This window comes from Stenotrophomonas sp. YJH_SMC_27 (assembly GCF_059369815.1).
This window is the reverse complement of the sequence record NZ_JCAFTA010000011.1, coordinates 119143-143166: the sequence shown is the minus strand read 5'-3', so window position 1 is coordinate 143166 and position 24024 is coordinate 119143. Positions and strand designations below refer to the sequence as shown.

Annotated in this window: 20 protein-coding genes; 9 read left to right on the top strand and 11 right to left on the bottom strand. The window is 67.6% G+C overall.

The window, feature by feature from the left end; genetic code table 11:
• Window positions 1-4: 4 nt before the first annotated feature.
• The 3 genes from AC5P7R_RS16535 (at window position 5) to AC5P7R_RS16525 (ending at window position 2895) form a co-directional block, all read left to right on the top strand.
• Entirely contained in the window at window positions 5-364 is a 360-nt protein-coding gene (locus tag AC5P7R_RS16535) for a YqcC family protein (protein WP_021203933.1), read from the top strand.
• 63 nt (window positions 365-427) lie between these two features.
• Window positions 428-1258, top strand: a complete 831-nt coding sequence (gene fghA, locus AC5P7R_RS16530; RefSeq protein ID WP_019662084.1) for an S-formylglutathione hydrolase — start codon at window positions 428-430, stop codon at window positions 1256-1258.
• 191 nt (window positions 1259-1449) lie between these two features.
• Window positions 1450-2895 carry a GGDEF domain-containing protein gene (locus tag AC5P7R_RS16525; protein WP_227854278.1) on the top strand — a complete coding sequence of 482 codons (1446 nt, stop codon included), beginning with the start codon at window positions 1450-1452 and terminating at the stop codon, window positions 2893-2895.
• 114 nt (window positions 2896-3009) lie between these two features.
• Here AC5P7R_RS16525 and AC5P7R_RS16520 read toward each other — a convergent pair whose 3' ends face one another.
• The 5 genes from AC5P7R_RS16520 to AC5P7R_RS16500 all read right to left on the bottom strand — a co-directional run bounded on the left by AC5P7R_RS16520 (window position 3010) and on the right by AC5P7R_RS16500 (window position 7791).
• Window positions 3010-3348, bottom strand: coding sequence for a hypothetical protein (locus AC5P7R_RS16520; protein WP_111104260.1), 339 nt, complete (start codon window positions 3346-3348; stop codon window positions 3010-3012).
• A 77-nt stretch (window positions 3349-3425) separates the two neighbouring features.
• Window positions 3426-4367 (bottom strand): DegV family protein, encoded by a 942-nt coding sequence (locus AC5P7R_RS16515; protein WP_021203930.1) that lies wholly within the window; start codon window positions 4365-4367, stop codon window positions 3426-3428.
• 94 nt (window positions 4368-4461) lie between these two features.
• Window positions 4462-5094 (bottom strand): 2-hydroxychromene-2-carboxylate isomerase, encoded by a 633-nt coding sequence (locus AC5P7R_RS16510; RefSeq protein WP_021203929.1) that lies wholly within the window; start codon window positions 5092-5094, stop codon window positions 4462-4464.
• 25 nt (window positions 5095-5119) lie between these two features.
• Window positions 5120-6382: an amidohydrolase family protein gene (locus AC5P7R_RS16505; protein WP_227854277.1), complete on the bottom strand. Its 1263-nt coding sequence runs from the start codon at window positions 6380-6382 to the stop codon at window positions 5120-5122.
• Window positions 6382-7791 carry an amidohydrolase gene (locus AC5P7R_RS16500; protein ID WP_227854276.1) on the bottom strand — a complete coding sequence of 470 codons (1410 nt, stop codon included), beginning with the start codon at window positions 7789-7791 and terminating at the stop codon, window positions 6382-6384. Before AC5P7R_RS16500 ends, AC5P7R_RS16505 begins: the two co-directional genes overlap by 1 nt.
• Window positions 7792-8036: 245 nt before the next feature.
• On the opposite strand from AC5P7R_RS16500, the gene AC5P7R_RS16495 reads away from it, so the two are divergent.
• The 3 genes from AC5P7R_RS16495 (at window position 8037) to AC5P7R_RS16485 (ending at window position 13115) form a co-directional block, all read left to right on the top strand.
• Window positions 8037-11630 (top strand): autotransporter domain-containing protein, encoded by a 3594-nt coding sequence (locus tag AC5P7R_RS16495; RefSeq protein ID WP_227854275.1) that lies wholly within the window; start codon window positions 8037-8039, stop codon window positions 11628-11630.
• A 125-nt stretch (window positions 11631-11755) separates the two neighbouring features.
• Window positions 11756-12532, top strand: a complete 777-nt coding sequence (locus AC5P7R_RS16490) for an AMP nucleosidase (protein ID WP_005414446.1) — start codon at window positions 11756-11758, stop codon at window positions 12530-12532.
• A 43-nt stretch (window positions 12533-12575) separates the two neighbouring features.
• Window positions 12576-13115 carry a DUF924 family protein gene (locus AC5P7R_RS16485; protein ID WP_019662077.1) on the top strand — a complete coding sequence of 180 codons (540 nt, stop codon included), beginning with the start codon at window positions 12576-12578 and terminating at the stop codon, window positions 13113-13115.
• A gap of 120 nt (window positions 13116-13235) precedes the next feature.
• Here AC5P7R_RS16485 and grxD read toward each other — a convergent pair whose 3' ends face one another.
• A complete protein-coding gene (gene grxD, locus AC5P7R_RS16480) occupies window positions 13236-14162 on the bottom strand; it encodes a Grx4 family monothiol glutaredoxin (RefSeq protein ID WP_026347276.1) in 927 nt (308 codons plus the stop codon).
• Between the two features lie 59 nt (window positions 14163-14221).
• Between grxD and AC5P7R_RS16475 the strand changes: the two genes are divergently transcribed.
• On the top strand, window positions 14222-15001 hold the full coding sequence (locus tag AC5P7R_RS16475) for a polysaccharide deacetylase family protein (RefSeq protein ID WP_019662075.1): 780 nt from the start codon (window positions 14222-14224) through the stop codon (window positions 14999-15001).
• Between the two features lie 100 nt (window positions 15002-15101).
• Here the strand turns inward: AC5P7R_RS16475 and AC5P7R_RS16470 are convergent, their stop codons facing one another.
• Genes AC5P7R_RS16470 through AC5P7R_RS16460 form a run of 3 tightly spaced genes read right to left on the bottom strand, consistent with a single transcriptional unit; the run spans window position 15102 to window position 17721 of the window.
• On the bottom strand, window positions 15102-15821 hold the full coding sequence (locus tag AC5P7R_RS16470) for a class I SAM-dependent methyltransferase (RefSeq protein ID WP_188250325.1): 720 nt from the start codon (window positions 15819-15821) through the stop codon (window positions 15102-15104).
• 4 nt (window positions 15822-15825) lie between these two features.
• Window positions 15826-16443, bottom strand: a complete 618-nt coding sequence (locus AC5P7R_RS16465) for an SGNH/GDSL hydrolase family protein (RefSeq protein ID WP_019662073.1) — start codon at window positions 16441-16443, stop codon at window positions 15826-15828.
• Window positions 16444-16446: 3 nt separating this feature from the next.
• Window positions 16447-17721 (bottom strand): pyridoxal phosphate-dependent aminotransferase, encoded by a 1275-nt coding sequence (locus AC5P7R_RS16460; protein ID WP_111098056.1) that lies wholly within the window; start codon window positions 17719-17721, stop codon window positions 16447-16449.
• Window positions 17722-17835: 114 nt separating this feature from the next.
• Here AC5P7R_RS16460 and rsgA point away from each other — a divergent pair, with 114 nt between their 5' ends.
• The gene (gene rsgA / locus AC5P7R_RS16455; protein WP_021203922.1) at window positions 17836-18945 is read left to right on the top strand and encodes a ribosome small subunit-dependent GTPase A; all 1110 of its coding nucleotides are present in this window, start codon (window positions 17836-17838) and stop codon (window positions 18943-18945) included.
• 126 nt (window positions 18946-19071) lie between these two features.
• On the top strand, window positions 19072-20325 hold the full coding sequence (locus tag AC5P7R_RS16450) for a flavohemoglobin expression-modulating QEGLA motif protein (RefSeq protein WP_346483727.1): 1254 nt from the start codon (window positions 19072-19074) through the stop codon (window positions 20323-20325).
• 438 nt (window positions 20326-20763) lie between these two features.
• Here the strand turns inward: AC5P7R_RS16450 and AC5P7R_RS16445 are convergent, their stop codons facing one another.
• Window positions 20764-23061: a TonB-dependent receptor gene (locus tag AC5P7R_RS16445; RefSeq protein ID WP_197575521.1), complete on the bottom strand. Its 2298-nt coding sequence runs from the start codon at window positions 23059-23061 to the stop codon at window positions 20764-20766.
• A 200-nt stretch (window positions 23062-23261) separates the two neighbouring features.
• On the bottom strand, window positions 23262-24002 hold the full coding sequence (gene phbB / locus AC5P7R_RS16440; protein WP_005419193.1) for an acetoacetyl-CoA reductase: 741 nt from the start codon (window positions 24000-24002) through the stop codon (window positions 23262-23264).
• Window positions 24003-24024 lie beyond the last annotated feature (22 nt).

Here is a 24024-nt window from a genome sequence, read left to right as displayed (position 1 = left end):
CGTCATGGGCTGGTTCGATGCCCTGCGCCGGCCGCGTGCGGAAGACCCGCGCGCGGCCTTGGTGGCGCCGATCGAGCAGGCGTTGCGCGCGCTGGGCTGGGTCGACGGCGAGGTGGGGCCACCGCGTGCGGTGACTTCGGCCTTCGGCAGCGACGATGGCATGCCGTTCGAGCAGTGGCTTGCGCAGGTATTCCTGCCGCGCCTCTACGAGGCCCGCGCCGACGGTCAGTGGCCACCGCGCAGCGACGTGGCGGTGGCGGCGTATCGCAACCTGGACGGCCAGCCTGGCGTCGAATCGTTGCTGCGCCTGCTGGCACAGCTGGATGAACTGATCAACCAAGGCATCCACGCCGGGCGTGGATAAGCCGACCAAGGTCGGCATCTACCAGAAGCACGCGTGCGCTGACGCGCCGCGCAGGAGAGCACCATGGAACGCATTGAACACCGCGCCTGTTTCGGCGGCTGGCAGGACGTGTACCGCCATCATTCGACCACGCTGGGCTGCGACATGCAGTTCGCCGTGTACCTGCCACCGCAAGTGGAAACACAGAAGCTGCCGGTGCTGTACTGGCTGAGCGGCCTGACCTGCACCGAGCAGAATTTCATCACCAAGGCCGGTGCGCAGCGCTATGCAGCCGAGCACGGAGTAATCATCGTTGCGCCGGATACCAGCCCGCGCGGCGATGATGTGGCCGATGCCGAAGGCTACGACCTCGGCAAGGGAGCGGGGTTCTACCTCAACGCCACCCGTGCGCCCTGGGCGGAGCACTACCGCATGCATGATTACGTGGCGCAGGAGCTGCCGGCGCTGATCGAGGCGAACTTCGCGGTCACCGATGCGCGCGCGATCAGTGGCCATTCGATGGGCGGCCATGGCGCGCTGCTGATCGCGCTGCGCAACCCCGGGCGCTATCGCAGCGTGTCGGCGTTTTCGCCGATCGTCGCGCCCAGCCACGTGCCGTGGGGGCAGAAGGCCTTCCATGCCTATCTGGGCGACAACCCGGCCGACTGGGCGCAATGGGATGCCTGCGAGCTGATCGCTATGGCTGACGAGCGCCTGCCGCTGCTGGTCGACCAGGGCGAGGCGGACGAGTTCCTGCAGACCCAGCTGCAGCCGCAGCGCCTGCAGCAGGCCTGCGCGGCCGCCGGCCATCCGCTGACCCTGCGTCTGCAGCCGGGCTACGACCACAGCTACTACTTCATCGCCAGCTTCATCGGCGAGCACATCGCCCACCACGCCCGCGCCCTGCAGGGCTGAGCGCGTTCCGGTGGTGCCGGCCGCTGGCCGGCACCACCGGAACGCCCAGGGATTCCCCGGGATTGCCGGCCAGCGGCCGGCACTACCATGGTGACGCACGCGGAGTGTCGTTTTGCCGCAGTGGATCACGCCGCTGTGGCGTGCCGGAGCGCTATCGTGCGCTCAGACGGCCTTGCGGATCGGGGGGATGCATGCCGGTAGTGCTGGCGCTGCTGTATGTGCTGTGCCATGGGCTGGTGCTGGCCCTGTGGCCCGGTCCCGCCGGGGCGGGTTCCTTCGTTTTCCTGACCGGCGCCCCGCTGCTGGCTGCGGTCGCCTGCCTGTGGCGGGCCCGCCGCGACCGCGCGGCACTGGGGTGGCGCGCCACGGCGCTGGCCCTGCTGCTGTGGGCCGGCGGCATGGCGTTCAACATGATTGATGCCCTGGGCGCCGGGCGTGCCGATTTCACCCCGCGCGCAAGCCTGTTCCTTTACGTGCTTTACGGTGTGCCCCTGGTGTTCATCCTGGCCCGGGCGCGCCGGGAACGGGTCAGCATCAGCCTGATCGATGCGGCGATGGCGGCGCTGTTGGGCGTGCTGTTCTTCGTGCACGCGCAGTCGTTTGCCGCCCGCGTTGACATCGACGACCACGCGCTGGCCAACATGCAACGCATGTTCGATATCCAGAACCTGTGTATCGCCGCGTTCGCCGTGGTGCGATGGCTGGCCGGCGACGTGCCCGAACGGCGCAGGTTCTTCCGTGCACTGGCGTTGTACGCACTGGCCTATCTGCTGGTGGCCTACTACATCAACCACTACACCTCCGATGATGCGTTCGGTGCGTTCAACGACCTGCTGATCGACGTCCCTTTTCTGCTGATCGCCTGCCTGGCGCTGGACACGGCGCCGGACACAGGCACCACGGCACACCCGCGGCTGGCGAGGACGGTGCAGGCCGCCGGTCCGATCATCCTGCCGTTGCTGCTGCTGGTGGTCGGCACGCTGGTGGTCGATCATGCGCGGCCGTTGGCCGTCGCGGGCTTCGTCGTAGCCACCCTTGGTTTCGGCCTGCGCAGCGTCCTGCTGCAGACCGATCTGCTGGAGCGTCAGGCGGCGCTGGATCAACTGGCGCGGCAGGATGGCCTCACCGGCGTGGCCAATCGCCGCGAGTTCGATGCGCGGCTGACCTCCGAGTGGAATCGCGCGCGGCGCAGCGGCACCGAGCTGGGCCTGCTGCTGGTGGATATCGACCACTTCAAGGCCTTCAACGACCGGCACGGCCATCCGGCCGGTGATCGTTGCCTGCAGGCGGTGGCCGGGGTGCTGAAGGGCGTCGCAGTTCGCGGCGGTGACAGCGTTGCGCGTTATGGCGGTGAAGAATTCGCTGTCATCGTGCCTGGAAGCCCACTGTCGGGCGTGCTGGCGCTGGCCGAGCGCCTGCGCGAAGCGGTCGAAGCGCTGCCATTGCCGGAAGGCCCGGTCAGCATCAGCGTCGGCGTGGGTTACCTGCATCCGCCGGCGCTGGCCAGTGCCGATCAGTTGCTGGCAGACGCCGATGCCGGCCTGTATGCCGCCAAGCGGGCTGGCCGCAACCAGGTGTTCCTGCACGCACACGTGCTGGATGACGAGGGCAACGCGCACGGAACGATGGACTGCTGAGCGGACCAGCCCATGGCGTGCCGCCCGTCCAGGGACATCGCACTGGGTAGTGCCGGCCGGTGGCCGGCATCTCCTCGGTTGCCGGCCAGCGGCCGGCACTACCACGGCGTGGCCTCAACGCACGTCGCGCAGTTCCCAGTGGCTGCCGGCCAGCAGGCGCAGGCGCTGCTTGAACACATCGCTGTCGATGCGGGTGGTGGCGACCAGGTTGATGCGCAGATCCTTCTGTTCGCCGGTCACGGTGGCCTCCGGATCGGTCACGCCCCATTGCGGTTCCACCGCATCCGGGTCGGGTTGCTTGGCCTTCCAGCGCTCGAACAGCGCGCCGCTGCGCAGCGCGTCCTGCAGTTCCTCGGCGAAGCCGGCGGCGCCCTGCGAATGGAAGGACAGGTCAGGGTCGTTGCCGCGGGCCTTGGAGGGATCGGGCAGGCTGATGTGGTACTGCGCAGGCATGGCGTTCTCCTTGAAGTGCGGCAAGACTGGCACAACCGCAGTGGAATCGATGTGCAGATTCCGGCCGTGGCCAGCGCTCATTCGAACCGATGCGGCCCATCGGCGAAGCCTACGGTGACCGCGCCCTTGCCGACGTTGACCATGCCGGTCAGGCTCATCACCGATTCGTACACGGTCACGCCATGGGTGGCGCAGACCTCTTTCAGCTGTGCGTAGCCGGGCAGCGTGCGCAGCTCGTCCAGTTCTCCGCCGTAGCTGACGCACACCGTCGGTGTCATCAGCCCGGCACGCACGCGCTGGCCGACCACCGCGAACAGCTTCTGCACGGCATTGTCGAAGCCCTTGATCTTGGCCACCGGCCCGGTCTCGCCGCGGTAGCCGTGCAGCACCGGCTTGATGTCCAGCGCGCTGCCCAGCGCCGCACTGAGCAGGCCGACACTGCGGTCGCCCTTGTGCCGTGCGCGCGCACGCATGTAGTACAGATCACGGGTGACCATATAGCCGTGCACGTTGCCGGACAGTTCCTCCAGCCGCTCGCGGATCTGCTGCACGCTGGCGTTGCTCTCGCGCAGGCGCACGGCTTCCACCGCCGTAACCGCCTGCGCGGCGAACAGGTTCTGGGTATCGAGCACGCGCAGCGCGAACGGTGAGTTGTAGCCTGCCGCCTGGCGCACCGGCTTGTAGTCGTTGAGGATGGCGAAGCTGGCCTGCAGCGCGTTGTCATGGATCGGGCTGCGGGTCTTGGTGATGGTCATGCAGAACACGTGGTCGTAATCGATCACCAGCTGCTGCAGGAACAGGTCGCGGATCTGGTTGACGCTGAAGGGAATGGTTTCCGCCTCGGCGCCGTGTTCGGCCACGTGCGCGTGCAGGAAGCTCAGCGTGGCCTGCTCATCGCGGTGATCGGCCAGCACGGCTTCGCCGATGCGGACGGTGATCGGCAGCAGCACGATGTTGTGCTCGGCAATGAAGTCCTGCGGCAGGTCGCAGGCCGAGTCGACGACGATTCCGATGCGCATCCGCGGCTCCCCTCCAGGGCGGTTGTAGGTTCGGAAACGTGAAATCTATCTCAAATTCTGGCGTGGCGCGCGAGGGAAATGCGCCAGGCCCTGTTCAGCGACTGCGCTGCACGGCCACCGGAAGTTCGGCCAGGCGCTGCCACTCGGGCTGCTGCAGCAGGGCGGGATCGGCCAGCACGGCGGCCATCAACGGATGGGCGTCGTTGCCCCAGAACAGTTCGTCATCGATGGCCAGGGTTGGTACGCCGAACACGCCGGCAGCAATGGCGGACTCGGTGTTCCTCCGCAGCTGCTCCTTGGCCGCGGGGGCCGCGATGGCGCTGGCGACATCCTCGATCCCCAGCCGCGCAGCCGGTTCGCGCAGGGCCTCGGCGCTATCGGCGGCATTGCCGTCGCGCCAGATCCAGTCGAACAGCACGTCCACCGCCTGCACGGCGCCACCGGCGGCCAGGCACAGCCGCAGGGCAGACAACGGGTTGAACGGGTGGCCCGGCGGGAACCGCAGCGGTGTTCCTTCGGCCTGCGCAGTCCACAGCAGCTGACGGTACATGAAGCGGCGCTTGGCCGGAATCTCGGCCGGCCCGAGGTTGCCCAGGTGATGCAGCACGGCACCGAAGGCGATCGGCACGGTCTGGATCTGTGCGAACTGGGGTAGCTGCTTCAGCTTCTGCCAATGCAGGTAGGAATAGGGCGAGACGAAGTCGAAGTACCAGCGCAGGGTGGCCATGCAGGTTTCCTTGAATAACTGGAGGTCAGGGCTGCGCGTTGCGCTGCAGGTAGCGGTCGCGCAGTTCGGTCTGGCGCGAGCGCATCGGCATCGCCCGGCCGCCCAGCCAGACCTGTTCGGCATAGTGCGCCACGTCCAGCGGGTCGCCCTCCCACAGCACCAGGTCGGCACGCTTGCCCGGCTCGATGCTGCCGATCTGGTCGGCCACGCCGAACGCCTGCGCCGGCACCCGGGTCAGGCCGGCCAGGCCGTCGGCCCAGGGCAAACCGTTGGCCACGGCATTGCCGGCCAGCTGGCGCATCTTGCGGGCGTTGTGCGAGGCGTCGCCACGCTGCAGGAACGAGACCGCCACGCCGGAACGTTGCAGGCGTGCCGCATTTTCCAGCGTGGCGCCGATCTGGTCGAAGCTGGCCGGCAGGTTGGACAACACATCGACGAACACCGGTACCTGTGCGGCGGCCAGCTCCGGCGCCAGCTGCCAGGCTTCGCTGCCACCGGCGATGGCGATCTTCACCTTTTCGCGGGCGGCCCAGCGCAGCAGCTGGCGAATGTCCGCCGCGCGGTCCACCTCCACCACGATGCGGCCGTGCCCGGCCAGGTAGCGGCTGAGCGTGCGGCGCCCGGCCGGCGTCAGCAGCGCGTGCGGTGAGTCCGCGGCAACCTGGCCACGCGCCTCGTCCACCATCTGCTGCAGCAGCATCCATTGCGCTGCACGCGACTGCCCGGTCAGCTCCACTGCGGCCGACCCCAGGCGCAGGAACAGCGCGCGCGGCCCGAGGGGATCGGCGCTGCCGTCCAGCCGCATCACGCCACCCTGGCCTGCAACGAAGCCGCCGCCGGTGGCCGCCCCCAGGGCGGTGAAGCCGATGCCGTCCAGGCGTGCCACCGGGATCAGCACCGAGGCCGGGTTGTACGCCAGGGTGACATCGAACTCGGGGCGCAACGGTTGTTCGCCGATCTTCAACGTGCTGTCGACCGTGCTCGCTTCACCGGAGACCTCTTCGATGCCGATCTCGGTGATGCCCCCGAACAGCGCCGGTGTCAGCGGGCGGCCATCGGCCTCGACCACGCTGGCCCCGGCCGGGGCGGACAGCCCGCTGCCGACTGCGCGGATGATCCCGCCCTGCACCAGCACATCGGCGTGCTTCAGGCTGCCGCGCGTGCTGGCCGTATGCACGGTCGCGTTGCGCACCAGCAGGTCCTGCGCCTGCGCGGATGCGGAGAGGCAGGCCAGCACCATGACCGTAGCGCCGAGCCATGCCCGGCGACGCTTGTTCAACGCGCCCATCAGTGCACCTCCTGGCCAAGCTGGAAGTCGGAACGTGGCGTGGCCGCAGGTGCGCTGCGGTCGTACAGGCGGCGGCCGTCGATGAAGACCTGCTCGGCCAGCGCGTACGAGCTGAAGGGGTTGCCGTTCCACACCACCACGTCGGCCATCTTGCCCGCCTCCAGAGTGCCGGTCTGGCCTTCGATGCCCAGCGCCTTGGCGGCGTTGGCAGTCATCCAGGTGATGGCGTGCTCGGGGGTGATCTCCGGCATGTGGGCGCGGCGCGCGGCGGCGATCACCTTGGCCGCTTCCTGGTTCAGGCGCTGGATGCCTTCGGGTGAATCGGAATGGACGATGGCGCAGCTGTTCTTCGGCCGGTCGACCAGCGCGATGTTCTCGGGAATGCCGTCGAAGGCTTCCATTTTGAAGCCCCACCAATCGGCCCAGAGTGCACCGCAGACGCCGTCGGCGGCCAGCCGGTCGGCCAGCTTGTAGGCCTCCACGCCGTGGTGGAAAGCGGCCACCTTGAAGCCGAATTCCTTGGCCAGGTCGAGCATGGTGGCCATCTCGTCGGCGCGGTAGCAATGGATATGCACGCGGATGTCGCCCTCGATCGCACCGGCCAGCGTGTCCAGCTTGAGATCGCGCTTGCCGCCAGCATCACCGGCGCTGTCGCCCTTGTCGCTGCCGAACCAGCTCCTGCGCTTGGCCGGCTTCGGTTTGTTCTTGGCGATGTAGTCGGCGGCATCGATGAAGGCGGCGCGGTAACCGGCAACGTTGCCCATCCGCGTGGCCGGAGCGACGCCCTTGCCTCCGCCGTACACCCGCTTCGGGTTCTCGCCGCAGGCCATCTTCAGTCCCCACGGTGCGCCGGGAAACTTCATCGCCTGGTAGGTGATGGCGGGGACGTTCTTCAGGGTCACACCACGACCACCGACCAGGTTGGCCGAGCCCGGCAGCACCTGCATGCTGGTCACGCCGCCGGCCAGTGCGGTGGCGAAACCCGGGTCCTGCGGCCACACCGAGTGCTCGGCCCAGACGTTGGCGGTGACCGGCGCGGTCATCTCGTTGCCGTCGCTGTGCGCGCCGACGCCCGGGCTGGGGTACACGCCCAGGTGCGAGTGCACGTCGATCAGGCCGGGTGTGACCCACTTGCCCTGCGCATCGATGCGGGTGACACCGGCATCGGCCTGCAGCTGGCGGCCGACGGCAACGATGCGGCCCTCGCGCAGCAGCACGTCGGCGTTGTCCAAGCGCTGGCCGGTGCCGGTCAGCACGGTGGCGTTCTGGATCAGCACCGGTGCATCGGGGTGTGCCTGGTAGGTGCTGGGGTAGGGATCGGCGACGAAGCGCGAGGCGCCCACCGCCGGTGCCGTGCTCAATGAAACCAGCGCCAGTGCCACCCCGGTGCGCAACAACGTCGATGCCATGCAGTTCCCCTCGCCAGAAACATGAATCCACCGACGCTAGCCGGGGCCGGTGTGGCTTGCCAAGTGACCTTGGACAGGGGCGTGGGGGGTAGGAATTTTCTGATGGAGGATTTGTGAAGGAAATATTAACGTTGGATGAAGCAATGGGCTGATTACGTCTTGCGCTGACCTGTGTCACCAGCTTACGCACCTGCTCCAACGAGGGAGCCGGGCCCGTACCTCTCATGGAATCAAGGACGCAACCGATGACTGCTGCAAAGCTCCGCCGTTCGACCGTTTCGCGCCGTTCCTTCCTCCCCTCGCCGCTGGCGTCGGCCATTGTCGGTTCGTTGCTGGTGGCCACCGCACTGCCGGTACTGGCCCAGGACAGTGACGACGCCCTGGCCCGTTACCAGCTGCAGCGCAGCCTGCAGTCGGCGTTCGCCGCGCAAAGCGGGGTGAGCGCCTCCGCTCCCGCGATGATCGCTCCCTCGGTAGCGATTCCGGTGGCGGCGCTGGCTCCCAGCGCCGGTGCTTCCGCGGAGCCGGTCATGGGCAAGCCCGGCGACGCTGCGAGCTGGCGTACCAGTGAATTCGAACTCGACTGGGGCCTGGCTGCGATCAATGCCGACGTGGCCTATGCGCGCGGGTTGACCGGTGCGGGCATCCGCCTGGGCGTATTCGACAGTGGCACGGGTCTGGACCATCCGGAATTCGCCGGCAAGGACAACCGCAGCATCCGCATCGCCGATCTGATGGCTGACGGCACGCGCTGCACCAACACCACCGCAGTGCGTGGGCCGGCGGCCTGCTTCGCCAGTGATGGCGATGACGTCCAGATCAGCTATGTCGGGTACAACGCCAACGTGCCCGACAACATCCGCAGGATCATCGAGTCGGGCCCCTATGTGCAGCCGGGGATGCAGTTCGAGATCCATGGCACGCACGTTGCTGGCACCATCGCGGCGAACCGGGACGGAAGCGGCATGCACGGTGTGTCCTTCGGTTCGGACCTGACCGTTGGCCGGCTGTTCTCCGACAGCATCCGCGAGTGGCAGCGCACGGCGACTGGCTACTCGGTCGTGACACTGGGCGCGATCGGCCCGAAAGTCAGCGCCTTCCAGGACCTGTATGCCCAGATGAACGCGCAGGGCGTGCGTGCCATCAACCATAGCTGGGGCCTGGTCACGGAACCGACAACAGCGACGGACATGGACGCGATCTACAACGACCCGGACGACCGCCAGTACCTGAACACCTTTGCCGACGGATCGCGTGCGCGCGGGATGATCCAGGTGTGGGCGGCCGGCAATACCAGTTCGGTCATTCCGACGCCTGCGCAGAGTCCCATCGCCGGCCTCTACGCCACGCTGCCGCGCGCATTCGCCGACATCGAGCCGTACTGGTTGAGCGTGGTCAACGTCGGTACCAATCTGACCCTGAGCAATCGTTCCAACAAGTGCGGCCTGAGTGCCAACTGGTGCCTTGCCGCACCGGGTTCGGACATCGTATCGACCGCCTATGGTGATGATTCCAGCCTGGCCGGCAGCGTCGGCATCGACGCCAACGGCAACGTCAGCCTGGACATCCAGCAGCGCGTGCCTACCTATGGCTATGCGCTGCTGAGTGGAACCTCCATGGCCGCGCCCCACGTCACCGGCGCGCTGGGCCTGCTGTTTGAACGCTTCCCCTATCTGGACAGCGCTCAGGTGCGCGATGTGCTGCTGACCACGACCACCGATCTGGGCGCGCCCGGCATCGACGACATCTACGGTTGGGGCCTGTTGAACCTGGCCAAGGCCATCGAGGGTTACGGTTCGCTGCGCGTGGACACCGACGTGGTGATGAACCAGCGTGCCGGTGGCCTGAAAGTGTGGGAAGGCGATGCCTGGGACAACTGGACCAACGACATCGGCGGCCCCGGCAAGCTGACCAAGAGCGGCATCGGCTGGCTGCGCTTGAGCGGCGACAACAGCTTCAACGGTGCGCTGGTGCGCGAGGGCGTGCTCGAACTGGATGGCGTCAATACGCTCACCGGAGCGGTGGACGTGGCCGGCGGCAGCTTCCTGCTCAATGGCACGTTGAAGAACACCGCGCTGAACAGCCAGGGGGGCGCCAGCCACATCAACGCACGCGGTGTGCTGGATGGCTCCGACCTGAACGTCAACGGTGGCGTGGTCATCTTCGACGGCGTGCAGCGCGGCGCCCACACCTCGGTGGCCGCGCAGGGGACGTTCGAATTGAACGGAAGGCTGGAAAACAGCGCGTTGACCAGCCTGGGCAACAGCCGTGTGAATGCAGGCGGGTTACTCGCAGGCTCCGACCTGACCGTCAACGGTGGCGTGCTGTCGTTCAACGGTACGCAGAGCGGTGGTCACACCCTCGTTGGCCGCAACGGCACACTGAAGGGCATCGGCCAGCTGGGCGATACCACCGTGGCCGGTATCGTTGCACCGGGCAACTCGATCGGCACGCTGACCATCAACGGCGACTACGTGCAGACCGCCACCGGTGTGTACCAGGCCGAGCTGGCCCCGGGCGGGCACAGTGACCAGTTGCGCGTCACCGGTACCGCCACCCTGGGCGGCACCCTGATCGCCCTGCCGGAAGCGGGCACCTATTACCTGGGTGAGCAGTTCAACTTCATCCGTGCCGAGGGCGGAATCCGCGGCCAGTTCGCCACCACCGACTTCAGTGCGTTCTCGCCGTTCCTGAAATTCGGGCTGTCCTATGGCACCGGTGGCGCGCGCATTGAAGTCACCCGTGGCAATCCGCTCGCCAGTGCCGCCAGTACCGACAACCAGCGCGCGGTGGCCACTGTGGCCGACCGGCTGGCGGTCAACCAGGGCCTGCCGCGCCCACTGACCCTGCTGTTCCCTCAACAGGTAGGCGCTGCACTGGACGGCCTCAGCGGCGAGCTGCATGCGGCCACCGCGATGGCCCTGGTCGAGGGCAGCCGCTACGTGCGTGATGCCGCACTGTCGCGCCGCGTCGGTGTGCGCGCGCCGGGAGCAGACAGCGACGCCGCCACGGGGGTCTGGGTACAGGCCCTCGGTGGCAGCACCACGCTGGACGGCAATGGCAACACCGCACGCACCGAAGCCAACAGCAGCGGCCTGCTGGTAGGCGTGGACCGCGAGATCAACGGCTGGCAGGTGGGCATGCTGGCCGGTACCGGCCGTACCGATGCCAAGCAGCAGGAAGGACGCCGTGCGCGTGCCAAGGTCGACAATACGCACCTGGGGGCCTATGCCAGTCACGATTGGGGCGCCTTCGGCCTGCGGGGTGGCCTGGCCTGGAGCGAGCATGAGGTGAAGAGCACCCGCGAGCTGGCCTTCTCCGGTTACAGCGATACGCTGGCGGCACGCTATGACGGCCGCACCCGCCAGGCGTTCGTCGAGGCGAGCTACCGCTTCGGCGGCCGCGAGGCGGGGTTGGAACCTTACCTGCAGCTCGCACGTGTGGAAGTGGACATGAAGCGCGTCAACGAACGCGGCGGTGCGGCTGCACTGCAGGGTGAGGTGGACGATCTGCGTACCACCGTGGCCACGGCCGGCCTGCGTTTTGACAAGGGCCTGAAGGCTTCGTTCCAGCAGGACAGCTGGCTGCACCTGCGCGGTGGCGTCGGGTACCGCCATGCCAGCGGTGACCGCGACCCGGCGGCCCGCTTCGCCTTTGCCACCGGCAGCGACAGCTTCGTGGTCAGCGGTGCCCCGTTGGCTGACAGGACGGTGGTGGCCGAACTGGGGCTGTCGGCATGGTTGACCACACGCCAGCAGCTGGAGCTGGGCTATAGCGGCCAGTTTGGCGACGAAAGCCGTGACCACAGTGCCAACCTGCGCTGGTCGGTGCGCTTCTAAGCCACCGGTTCCCGCAGGGAAACCAGGAGGGCGGCCGCAGGGCCGCCCTTCTTCGTTGCCGGCCCAGGTGTGGGTTGGCCCGTGCACGCCTACAATGGCGGCCCCCACGCCGTACCGGACCGCCCATGAAGAGCAAGCAGGAAATCGTCGACAACTGGCTGCCGCGCTACACCGGCGTGCCGCTGGACCAGTTCGGCCAGCACATCCTGCTGACCAACTTCGGCGGCTACCTGCACACCTTTTCCGAGCTGACCGGTGCGCCCGTCATCGGCCTGGACCGGCCGATGGCCAGCGCCACCATCGATGGCATCACCATGATCAACTTCGGCATGGGTAGCCCCAATGCCGCGATCATCATGGACCTGCTGTCGGCAGTGATGCCCAAGGCGGTACTGTTCCTGGGCAAGTGCGGTGGCCTCAAGCGCAAGAACCAGCTGGGTGACCTGGTGCTGCCGATCGCAGCGATCCGTGGCGAGGGTACCTCGGGCGATTACCTGCCGCCGGAAGTCCCGGCGTTGCCGGCGTTCGCGCTGCAGCGTGCAGTCTCGACCATGATCCGCGACCTCGGCCACGACTACTGGACCGGCACCGTCTACACCACCAACCGCCGGGTCTGGGAGCACGACGAGGCCTTCAAGGAGCGGCTGCGGGCGATGCGCTGCATGGCCATCGACATGGAAACCGCCACGGTGTTCGCGGCCGGTTTCGCCAACCACATTCCCAGTGGCGCGCTGCTGCTGGTCTCGGACCAGCCGATGATCCCCGACGGGGTCAAGACCGAGGCTTCCGATGCCAAGGTCAGCTCCCAGTTCGTGGAAAATCATATCCAGATCGGTATCGAGGCGCTTAAGCTTATCCGGCGCAACGGCAAGTCGGTCCGCCACCTGCGCTTCGATGAATGATGATGATGGCCTGGCGCGGCGCGCCGGCCCTGGGGAGTAGGTGATGGACGTTGCCGCGCAAGTGGTGGATTTCTGGAAAGAAGCGGGCCCTGCGAAGTGGTTCGCCCGCGACGATGCGTTCGACGCGCAGTTCCGCCAGTTGTTCCTGGATGAGCATTTCGCCGCCGCTTCGCGTGGGCGTGAACACTGGCTGGGCAGTGCCGAGGGCGCACTGGCGCTGATGCTGCTGCTGGACCAGTTCCCGCGCAACTGCTTCCGCGGTACTGCCCATTCCTATGCCACCGATGGCCTGGCCCGGCACTACGCCATGCGCGCCATCGAGGAAGGCCTGGACCTGCAGCTGGTGCCGAAGCTGCGCGCCTTCATCTACCTGCCGTTCGAGCACTCCGAGGACCCGTTGGACCAGGACCGTTCGGTGGCGATGTTCGATGTGCTGGGCGACAAGGAATACCTGCAGTACGCCGAGCTGCACCGCGACATCATCCGTCGCTTCGGGCGCTTTCCGCACCGCAATGCCGTGCTGGGCCGCATCCCCACCCCGGAAGAACTGGATTACCTGGCCGAAGGCGGTTTCGCCGGCTGAAAAAAGGGGACGGAGGGGATTAAGTCGTTTGTGGCATAAACGACTTAATCCCCTCCGTCCCCTTTTTTTGGGGGCCAGATCCGCTTTCCTCAGGAAAGGGCGCTGACCCCGCGCCGTCAATCAGTACTTCGGCACGCCGTTGTCGACATCTTCCGACCAGGCATTGATGCCGCCGGTGACGTTGAACACCTTGGTGAAGCCCAGCGCACGGAACTGTTCTGCGGCCTGCGCGCTGCGGCCACCGTGGTGGCACATGAAGGCCAGTGCGGTGTCCTTGGGCAGGGCTTCCAGCTCGGCACGGCCGTTGCCGTCGAAGGTCTTGAACGGCACGCCCACCGCAGCGATCTCGCGCTCGTCGGCCGGGCGCACGTCCACCAGGGTGATGTTGCCGGCACGCACCAGGTCGTCGGCATCGCGCACGCTGATTTCCTGCACCGGCTTGGGCGCATTCGGGTTGTCGATGGCCAGGCCCTTGCCGCGGATGTCGTCCACCCAGTCGATGGTGATGCCGTTGGCGCGACGCGCGCTGGCCAGGTCGAACTGCACGCGCAGGCCGTTGGACTCGGCGGCGATGGCGCTTTCGTCGTGGGGGGCCAGCTGGAAGTTGGGCTGGAAGCGGGCGTCGATGGTCAGCTGCAGGGCCGCGCCCGGGGCATCGGCCAGCGCGCCCTTGAGCATTTCCACGGCCGCCGGCGTGACGGTGATGCTCGGCGGGGTACGGTCCGGTGCCGGCAGCCCCAGCACGCTGCTCAGCTCGCCGCTGGCGGCCATCTGCAGCACGATGTCGCTGCCGCCGACCAGTTCGCCGTCGATGTACAGCTGCGGAATGGTCGGCCAGTCGCCATAGGCCTTGATGCCTTCACGGATTTCCTGGTCGGCCAGCACGTTGACGTGGGCGAACTCAACGCCCAGGTCCTGCAGGGCGCCGACGGCCTTGGCCGAGAAACCACACTGCGGCATCGACGGCTGGCCCTTCATGAACAGCACGACGCGGTTGGCGTTGAGGATGGATTCGATGCGCGAACGCAGGGCGGGATCGAGGGACATGGACGTCGGGGTTCCGGGAATTCGAATCATCAATTCTACCCCTCATGGCATCATGGGGGATGAGCAACGCAGGAACATTGCATCGCATCCCGACCCGGCCCTGGCGCTGGCTGCCCTGGCTGGTGGCGTCGCAGCTGGCCGTGATCCTGGTCTGGTCGCTGGCGGGCTGGCGGTGGGGCCTGCCGCTGATGGTGACCAGCCACGCGCTCTTTCTGGTGCCGGTGTTCCTGCCCAACTGCCACTTCTACGCACCGGTGCTGAGCCGGGTACCGGAGGCCGGCAACAGCGTCTGGTTGACCATCGATGACGGTCCCGGCCCGGAGACCCGGGCCGTGCTCGATCTGCTGGATCGCCACCAGGCACGTGCCACGTTCTTCTTGGTCGGCGAGCGGGCGCTGGCGCAGCCGGAGCTGGTGCAGGAGATCCTGCGCCGGGGCCACGACCTGGGCAACCACAGCCACAGTCATCCACAGGCGCGCTTCTGGCGGCTGGGCCCGGCAGCGATGCGTGCCGAGATCGAGGGCTGCCAGCATGCGCTGCAGGCGGTGGGCGGTCGCCCGGTGCGCTGGTACCGCTCGGTGGTGGGCATGACCAATCCGTTCGTGGCGCCGGTGTTGAAGGCGCTGGGACTGGTGCGCGTGGGCTGGAGCGCCCGTGGCTACGACGGTGTCGGCTGCACGCCGGAGGGCGTGCTGTCGCGGCTGCTGCCGGACCTGCGCCCGGGCGCCATCGTGCTGCTGCATGAGGGGGCCGCCCACGGCCACAACCTGGCGATCATCGAACGCGTGCTGCAGGCGCTGGACGAGCGGGGGCTGAAGGCGCGGCTGCCGGTTCCGTAACGCCGGGCCCTGGTGGTGTAGAGCAGCCGAGCATGGGCTCGGCGCTACAAGGGGTGGCGATCATCCTGTAGCGCAGCGCCGGCACATACTGCACTCGGCGCTACAACGCGGGGCGTTCGGCCACCAGCAACCAGCTGTTGAACGGCGTGCGCCCATGCAGGGGACGCGGGGGGGGCACCTGTAATCCGGCTTCGACCAGCGTTGCCTGCAGCGCCTGCGGATCCGGGTAATGACGGGGGCGGGTGCCCATCCAGCCGATCAGCCAGGCCAGCCGGTCCGCCACCCGGGTAGTGCGGTCGCGGCCATCGCCGGTAGCGAGCGGCGTGCGCAGCAGCAGGCGGCCACCGCGGGCTACCCGTGCACTGGCCTCACGCAGCAGTGCCTGCTGTGGGCCCGCGTCCAGGTACTGCAGCACATCCAGCAGCAGCACATGCCCGGCCTGCGCCGGCAGCGGCGCCTGCACGTCCAGGCAGTCGAAGCGCACAGCGGGCAGGCCGGTGGCGGCACGCTGGGCGCGGGCGATCTTGCCGGCATCCACGTCCACGCCCAGGTAGGGCTGGGAGCCACCGCGCTGGCGCAGCACGTGGGCGAACAGGCCCAGCCCGCAGCCCAGGTCCAGCACGGGTTGCCCGTCGCCAGGCAGGTGCTGCAGCACGCCGTCATACAGCGGGTCGCTGCCCAGCTTGCTGCGGGTGTAGTAGTAGTCGCGGCGGCTGGCCCAGGCGTGCGCGGGGCGGAATGCCTCGGCGATCGCACGGGCCTGCGGTGCGGCCAGGGGAGTGCAGGGCAGGGGCGGGCCGTTCCGTGGCGTGCCGTCCATCGCCTCAGTCCGTTCCGCCGAGCAGGTGGGCGGCGACCGGCAGCGCGCGCGCGCTCCACAGCGCGTACATCCGTGCTGAAGGGTGCAGGCCGTCGTCGGCGATCATCGCCGGGTTGTCGCCCTGGTCACGGCTGATATCGGTGATGTCGACGAAGGCCACGCCCTGCTGGGTGCTGATCACTTCGGCAGCGGCATTGAACTCGTCGGTCTCGATCTCGATCGCGGCCAGGTCACGGCCGCTGCCGATACCAAACGGGGTTGCACCCCAGTCGGGGAAGGACAGCACCAGCACGCGCCCGGCATCACCGCCGGCGAAGCCGATCGCCCGCTCCAACAGGGCCCGGAACTGGCTGCGGTACTCGTCCAGAGGACGCCCGCGGTACTGGTTGTTGACGCCGATCAGCAGGCTGACGAAATCGAACGGCCCCTGCGGCGCGGCCGCATCGATGCCGGCATCGAGTTCGTCGGTGGTCCAGCCGGTGGTTGCAATGGTCTGCGGATCGGACAGCTCAATGCCCTGCGCACGCAGGGCGGCGGCAAGCTGGTGCGGCCAGCGGCCTTCGACGGCAACCGCTTCTCCGATGGTGTACGAGTCGCCCAGCGCCAGGTAGGACAACGCCACGGCTCAGGCCACCGAACGGCGCGGCTTCAGCGGCACGACCTTGGTGGCGTCCTCGGCACGGCGGGCCAGCACGCGGTCGATGCGTGCGAACACATCGCGCATGACCGAGGCTTCCGGCAGCAGGGTCACGCGGAAGTGATGGCGGTAAGGCACGTTGAAGCTGGAGCCGGGTACGACCAGCACGCCTTCGTTGTTCATCAGGTCCAGGGCGAAGGTGTGGTCGTCGAAGCCCTTGGCGGCGGCACCGACCACGGCCGGGAACGCGTACAGCGCGCCGGCCGGGGCAACCAGCGAAAGGTGTTCGCTGGCCTCGCAGGCCTCGATCACCGCGCGCCGGGTTTCATACAGACGGCCGCCGGGGGCGCACAGCTCGGAAATGGTGTCCGGGCCGTTCACTGCCGCGTCGATGGCGTACTGGCCCGGCACGTTGGCACACAGGCGCAGCGCGCTCAGCAGGTCCAGCGCGGCGCGGAAATCGCCCAGGCGTGCGTCATCGCCACTGAGGTGCGCCCAGCCCACGCGCCAGCCGCAGGCGCGGTGCACCTTGCTCAGGCCGCTGAAGGTCAGGCACGGATGGTCGCCGGCCAGCGGCGCGACCGGCTGGAACACCGCGTCGTCGTACAGGATCTGGTCGTAGATCTCGTCGACCAGCAGCAACAGGTTGTGGCGGCGCGCGATCTCGACCACGCGCTCCAGCAGTTCGCGCGGGTAGCTGGCGCCGCTGGGGTTGTTCGGGTTGATCAGCACGATGGCGCGGGTGCGCGTGGACACCAGCGTCTCGATCTCGGTCGGGTCGGGCTGGAAGCCGTTTTCCGGCGCGCAGCGGTAGTACACCGGGCGGCCGTCGTTGAGGATGGCCGCGGCCGACCACAGCGGGTAGTCCGGCGAGGGCACCAGCACTTCATCGCCCGGGTTCAACAGCGCCCGCAGCGACAGATCGATCAGTTCGCTCACGCCGTTGCCGACGAACACCCGGTCCGGATGCGCATCGGGCGCACCGCGGCGCGCATAGGCGGCGGCAATGGCTTCGCGTGCGACCGGCAGGCCCTGCTGGTGGGTGTAAGGGTCGGTACGGCCCATGTCATCGGCAATCGCGCGCTGCAGGTGCTCGGGCGCACGGAAACCGAAGTTGCCCGGGTTGCCGATGTTGAGCTTGATCAGCTTGCGGCCCTGCGCCTCCAGTTCCCGGGCTCGCCGCGCCAGTTCTCCGCGGATTTCGTAGCGCACTTCGGAAAGGCGCTCGCGGATGGCCAGGGGCTTGGGCGAAGGGGTGGACATGGGGAATGGGCCGTCAAAAGGCATGGGGCTTCCATCCTACCGGAATTGCTGCAATGCATGGCAAGGGCTCCGGGCCCGCCATTGCTGGGCTGGCAGGGCGTCGGCACAGGTAGAATGGCCGCGATGACCCAGACCCCCGATTTCATCGCCCTGCAGACCATTGGCTGGCCCTGGCCGGGCCCGGCGCAGCAGGCCGACTGGCAGGCCGCGATGGCCACGCATCCGCAGGCCCGCCCGGCGCGGGTGATCGAGCAGCACCGCACCCACTACGTGGTGGCCGATGGCCCGGATGCGTCGATCAAGGCCGAGTCGCTGCCGGAATGGCAGCGCCCGCGCTTCCCCAGCCATGAACGGCCGGCGGTGGGCGACTGGGTGCTGCTCGATGGCATCCGCATCGTCGCCCTGCTGCCACGGCGCACCGCGATCAAGCGTGGTGCCGCGGGTGAGCACTACCACCAGCAGGTGATCGCGGCCAACATCGATACGGTATTCATCGTCTGTGGCCTGGACGCTGACTTCAATCCGCGCCGCATCGAGCGCTACCTGCTGCTGGTCGGCGGTGGCGGTGCCGAACCGGTGGTGGTGCTGACCAAGGCCGACCAGACCGAATACAGCGAGGACGCGCTGGCGGTGCTGGAAGAACTGGAGATGCAGGGCATTGCCTTGCATGCGATCAACGGCCTGGACGCCGACAGCGTGGCGGTGCTGCAACCGTGGCTGGGTCCCGGCCGCACGGTGGTGCTGGTCGGCTCCTCCGGTGCCGGCAAGTCCACGTTGACCAACACGTTGCTCGGCGAGCAGCGGATGAGGACCAACGCGGTGCGTGCCAACGATTCGCGCGGGCGCCACACCACCACGCACCGCGCGCTGATGCCGCTACCGACCGGTGCCTGCCTGATCGACACCCCCGGCATGCGCGAGCTGAAGCCGACCGGTGAAGAGACGCTGTCCGAAGGCGGCTTCGCCGATATCGAAGCGCTGGCCGCACAGTGCCGCTTCAACGACTGCAAGCACCAGCAGGAACCGGGCTGTGCTGTTCGCGCAGCGATCGACGCGGGCGAGATCGAAGAGAGCCGGCTGCTGAACTACTTCAAGCTGAAGGAAGAAGTGGCCGTGGCCGCAGCGAAGCTGGCCGTACGCCAGGCCGAGACCGCGCAGGAACGCGGCGGCAGGAAGGGCAAGGGCCAGCAGTTCCGCCCGGCGGGCAAGCCGCGTAGGCGGTAACAAGGCAGCCGAGCATGGGCTCGGCTCTACACTTGGTTCGCGGTGGAATCATTCCCTGTAGCGCCCGGGCCGATGCTCGGGCGGCGGCGCACGGCGCCGGACACGGCAGGGCGTTATAGTCCGCGCATGGAACCGACTGCGACGCTGGACCGTGACGTGGCCCACCATGCAGCGCTCGATGCGCGCCTGGTCGAGGCCGTGGGGGGCATCCGCCTGCTGGGCCTGACCAGCTGGCCGGCCACGGTGCAGGCCCCGTTCCTGGAAAGCGTGGCGCGCGGCCAGCCGGTGCTGCCGAAAGTGGATTACCCCCGGCTCGACTTCAGCGAGGAGCGCCGTGCGCTGGCCGCGATCGCCGGCGACTGCGATGACAGCCACCCGCTGGGCCACTATGTGCAGCAGTCGGCGCAGAGCTGGGATCTGGCCGCGCAGCTGTTGGAGGGGCTGGGCACTGCGGCAGTCGATACCTGTTCGGTGCAGCTGTTCGGCGCACCCGAGCAGCCGCTGCCGGGCAATGGTCCGAGCACGCGCGACGCAGCGCGCCACTTCATCCAGATCGCTACCGAACTCGATCACGAACTGCTGGCGCCGGAAGAGCAGGTACCGGTCTCGGCCATTGCCCTGCAGCTGCAGCTGCAGAACGATCTGGATGCGTTCTTCGAATCGCGCATCATCCAGGTTCAGCTGGATCCGGAGCTGGTGTCCAAGGCCGCTGCCGGACCGACCCGCATCCGCCTGCGTACCAGCGCGCGCTTCAGCGCTTACGACCGCGCGCAGCTGTTCCACCATGAAGCGCTGGTGCATTCGCTCACCGCATTGAACGGTCGCGGCCAGCCGGTATTGCCCAGCCTGGCGTTGTCCTCGCCGCGGGTGACGGCCACCCAGGAAGGGCTGGCTACCTTCGCCGAACAGATCACCGGCAGCATCGACATCGAGCGCCTGAAGCGGATCAGCCTGCGCACCGAAGCGATCGCGATGGCACGCGAAGGCGCCGACTTCATCGAAGTGTTCCGCTATTTCTGCGATGCCGGGCAGAACCCGGAGGAGAGTTTCGCCTCGGCACAGCGCGTGTTCCGTGGCGTGCCGCCCAATGGTGGCCTGGCGTTCACCAAGGACACGGTGTACCTGCGCGGGCTGGTGTCGGTGCATACCTTCTTCCGGCACATGCTGGCCGAGGACCGCCTGCAGGTCTGCCGCTGGTTGTTTGCCGGCAAGATGAGCCTGACCGATGCGATTGCGTTCGCGCCACTGTTCGAAGCGGGTGTGCTGAAGCCGCCGCGCTGGCTGCCGCACTGGGTGAGCCGGGCGAACGGCCTGGCTGGCATGCTGGCGTTCTCGCTGTTCGCCAACCGGATACGGATGGACCAGCTGGCGCCGGAATGAAATGCGTTGGCGGGATGATGCGCTGGCGCCTCGATGGATATCGCTGGGCGGCGGTGGGGCACCCTGGCCAGGACACGCCGTAAACCCATCCATGGGGGCTCGATCGGCGCATCCATGCGCCTTACGGTCCTGGCCAGGGTGCGCCACCGCCGCCAGACAGTTTCCCGCGCGGGCGGCAGCACATCACCGCGCCGAAGGGATTGCGCTTGAAAAGCAAAGAGCCGGGCAATGCCCGGCTCTTTGCTTTTGCTCTTCTTTGCCTTCCGCACCGTGGCGCGGGAAACCGTCGAGCAGGGTCGGATGGGCCGGCGCAGGACCGTTGACGCCATGGATGGCGCCATCGAGCCCCCATGGATGGGTTTACGGCGTGTCCTGCGCCGGCCCATCCGGCCCTGCCCCGCGATGATAATCAAGACGCCGCGGAGCAACGCTTTCGACTTAGAACTCCGCCGCCACCGTCATGAACAGCTGCCGCGGCGCGCTCGCATGGATCGCATACCGCGTGCCCTTCGGATCGGTCGGCGCGAACGAACTCAGCTGGCCGGCATAGCGCTTGTTGGTCAGGTTGGTCGCGTTCAACGACACCCGCACGTTGCGCAGGCCCAGGCCCGGGCCGAAGTCGTAGCCTGCACCAGCGTCGAAGGTGGTCACGCCCGGCACCGACTGGTCGTTGGTGTAGGTGTAGTAGCGCTTGCCGGTGTACTTCGCACGCAGGCTGGCGAAGAAGCCGTCGCGGTTCCAGCTGATCTCGCTGGAGGCCATGCGCTGCGGCGTATCCACCGTGATCTTGCCGGCCACCGGTACGATCGCACCGCCCGAGGTGTAGTCATCCTCGTAGGTGGTCTTGTTCCAGGACAGCGCGTTGTACCACTGCAGGCCGTCGATCGGCTTGAGGATGAAGGTCAGTTCCGCGCCGTGGCTCTTCACCGAACCGACATTGATGAAGCGCGTTACGCACTCCGGACGCGTGCCGACTTCGATGCTGGAACACGGGTTCAGCGACAGCAGGCGGTTGTCGAACTTCACGTTGTAGGCCGCGATCGAGGCCTGGTACTTCTCGCCGAAGGTACGGAAGCCGGCTTCCAGGCTCTTGGACTTCTCCGGCTCCAGCCCGGCGCTGGCCGCGAACGATTCCGGCGACACCTGCAGCGGGCCGCCGCTGCCACCGCCGACGAAGGCGGCGATGTTCTCGGCGTAGGAGGCGAACAGCTCGTTGTTGGCGTTGAGCTTGAAGCCCAGGCCCACCTGCGGCAGCACCGATTCCTTGGCGGTCAGCGTGCCCGAGGCGATGCGGGTTTCCACGCCCGGCTGGGCGGTGGCGCGCATGCGGGTGTTGGGGCTCTTGATGCCCACGTCTACGGTCAGCCGTTGGTCCAGGAAGCGCATGCGGTCCTGCACGTAGAACTGGCGCGTGCGGATGTCGAAGTCCTGGTTGAACAGCAGGCGGTCGGGGTTCTTCAGGTACAGGTCGTCCAGGAACGGGCCACTGATGTAGTAGAAGTTGCGCGACACGTTATGGTCGTTCTGCTCGTACCACAGGCCGGCTTCCAGTTCGTGGATGCCCACCGTCCACGACAATGCGGCGGTCAGGCCATCGCGGTTGATCGTGTAGTTGGTGCTGCGGATCGAGATCGGCAGCATCCTGTCGGTGCCCGGGTAGGATGGCTGGCCCGGTGCCCACCAGTGGCCCTGGCCACGGTTGTCGTGGTGGTAGGCCAGCAGCTTCAGGCGGCCCTGCTCGCCCAGGCGAAGGTCGGCATCGACCGAATAGAGGTTGTCGTCGCGCAATGCGCGGCTCTGGTAGTAGGCATCGTCGATGCTGTTGACGCCGCCGCTGAACTTGCAGCGTGCCTTGTTGTAGGTGCCCGGCGCGCAGTACGCAGCGGCCACGGCGCGATCCCAGTCCGGCGCGTAGATGTTCCAATCCCAGCCCAGGCCACGCGCCAGCATGTCCTTGGACAGGTAGGCGTAGTTGGCCTGGCTGGCGCGCGAGGTGGCCACGAACGCACCGAAGCGGTGGTCGCCGACATTCCACACTGCCTTGGCGTTGAACTGGCGGGTGGTCTGGTTCTGGTAGGGCGCGGCCCACATGTCCTGGTCCTGGTGCACGCCGGACACATAGGCCGAGAAGCCGTTGATGTCACCGGTATCCACGCGCAGGTAGCCACGGCGCTGGCTGTTGTCGCCGACGGTGACGCTGGCGCGGCCACCGAACTCGGTGGACGGGTCCATCGAGAAGTACTGGATGGTGCCGCCCAGGTTGCTGGTCGAGGCCACGCCCAGCGAACCGATGCCCTGCGACAACTCGGCACCGGCCAGATTCTCGGCGATGATCGCGCGGGCGATGCTCAGGCCGTTGTAGTTGCCGTAGCTGTTGTCGCCCAGCGGGATGCCGTCCAGCGTATAGCCGAGGCGGCTCTTGTCGAAGCCGCGCAGGCTGATGGTCTGCGATTCTTCGTTCGCGCCGAAGGCATCGTTGGACTGCACCGACACGCCCGGCAGGCGGTCGAGGATCTTCTGGCCACTGGTGCCTGGAGGCAGCACCTGCTTGTCGACCGCGGTGATGCGCTGCACCTGGCGGGTCTCGCCCTGGCCGATCACGGAGACGGTATCCAGCGTCTGCGCGCTCAGTGCGGCGTCGGTGCTGGCGCCGGTGTCGGCAGCGGTGGCGGCATGGGCGCTGGCGGCGGCGGAGAGCGCGATCGCCACGGCGATCGTCAGGTGTCGGGTCTGCATGGTGGTCCGTTGCATGGGGGGGGGGCACCGGCACGCGTGCGCGGTGCATGGCCACTATGCGAACGGAACATGAAACCTTCTTTACGAAAAACCAACGAACGACGCAGGCCCCCGTGCGTGTCCTGCTACCCGATAGAAAAGGGGCCGGATCCCACTCGCGAACGAAGGTTCACCGGCCCCGCGCACTCCGTGGGGAGGGCTCACCCCATGTACAGGCCACCGTTGACCGGATAGTCGGCGCCGGTCACGTACGAGGCTTCATCCGAGGCCAGCCACGCGCACAGGCCGGCCACTTCTTCGGGGCGACCCAGGCGGCGTACCGGCACCGAGGCTGCCAGCCGGTCCAGTACATCCGGCGGGAAGCTGCTGATCGCCTGGCTGGCGATGTAGCCCGGCGACAGCGTGTTGACGGTGACGCCGCGCGAAGCCACTTCGGCGGCCAGCGCACGGCTGAAGCCATGCATCGCGGCCTTGGCGGTGGCGTAGTTGACCTGGCCGATCTGGCCCTTGTGGGCGCTGACCGAGCCGATGTTGATGATGCGGCCCCAGCCGCGCGTGGCCATGCCGTCGACCACCTGCTTGGTGAGGTTGAACAGCGCGTTGAGGTTGGAGGCGATCACCGCGTTCCAGTCCTCCACCGTCATCTGGCGGAACAGCAGGTCGCGGCTGCCGCCGGAGTTGTTGACCAGTACATCGACCTCACCGACTTCGGCGCGGACCTTGGCGAACGCCGCGCTGGTCGAGGCCCAGTCGGTCGCGTTGCCTTCGGAGGCGATGAAGTCGAAGCCCTGTTCGCGCTGCTCGCGCAGCCAGTTGGCCTTGCGCGGCGAGTTCGGCGCGCAGCCGGCAACCACGGTGTGGCCGCTGCGGGCCAGGCTCTGGCAGATGGCAGTGCCGACACTGCCCATTCCACTGGTGACGTAAGCGATTCGAAGCGTCATTGCAGAAGGCTCCTTGGCAAAG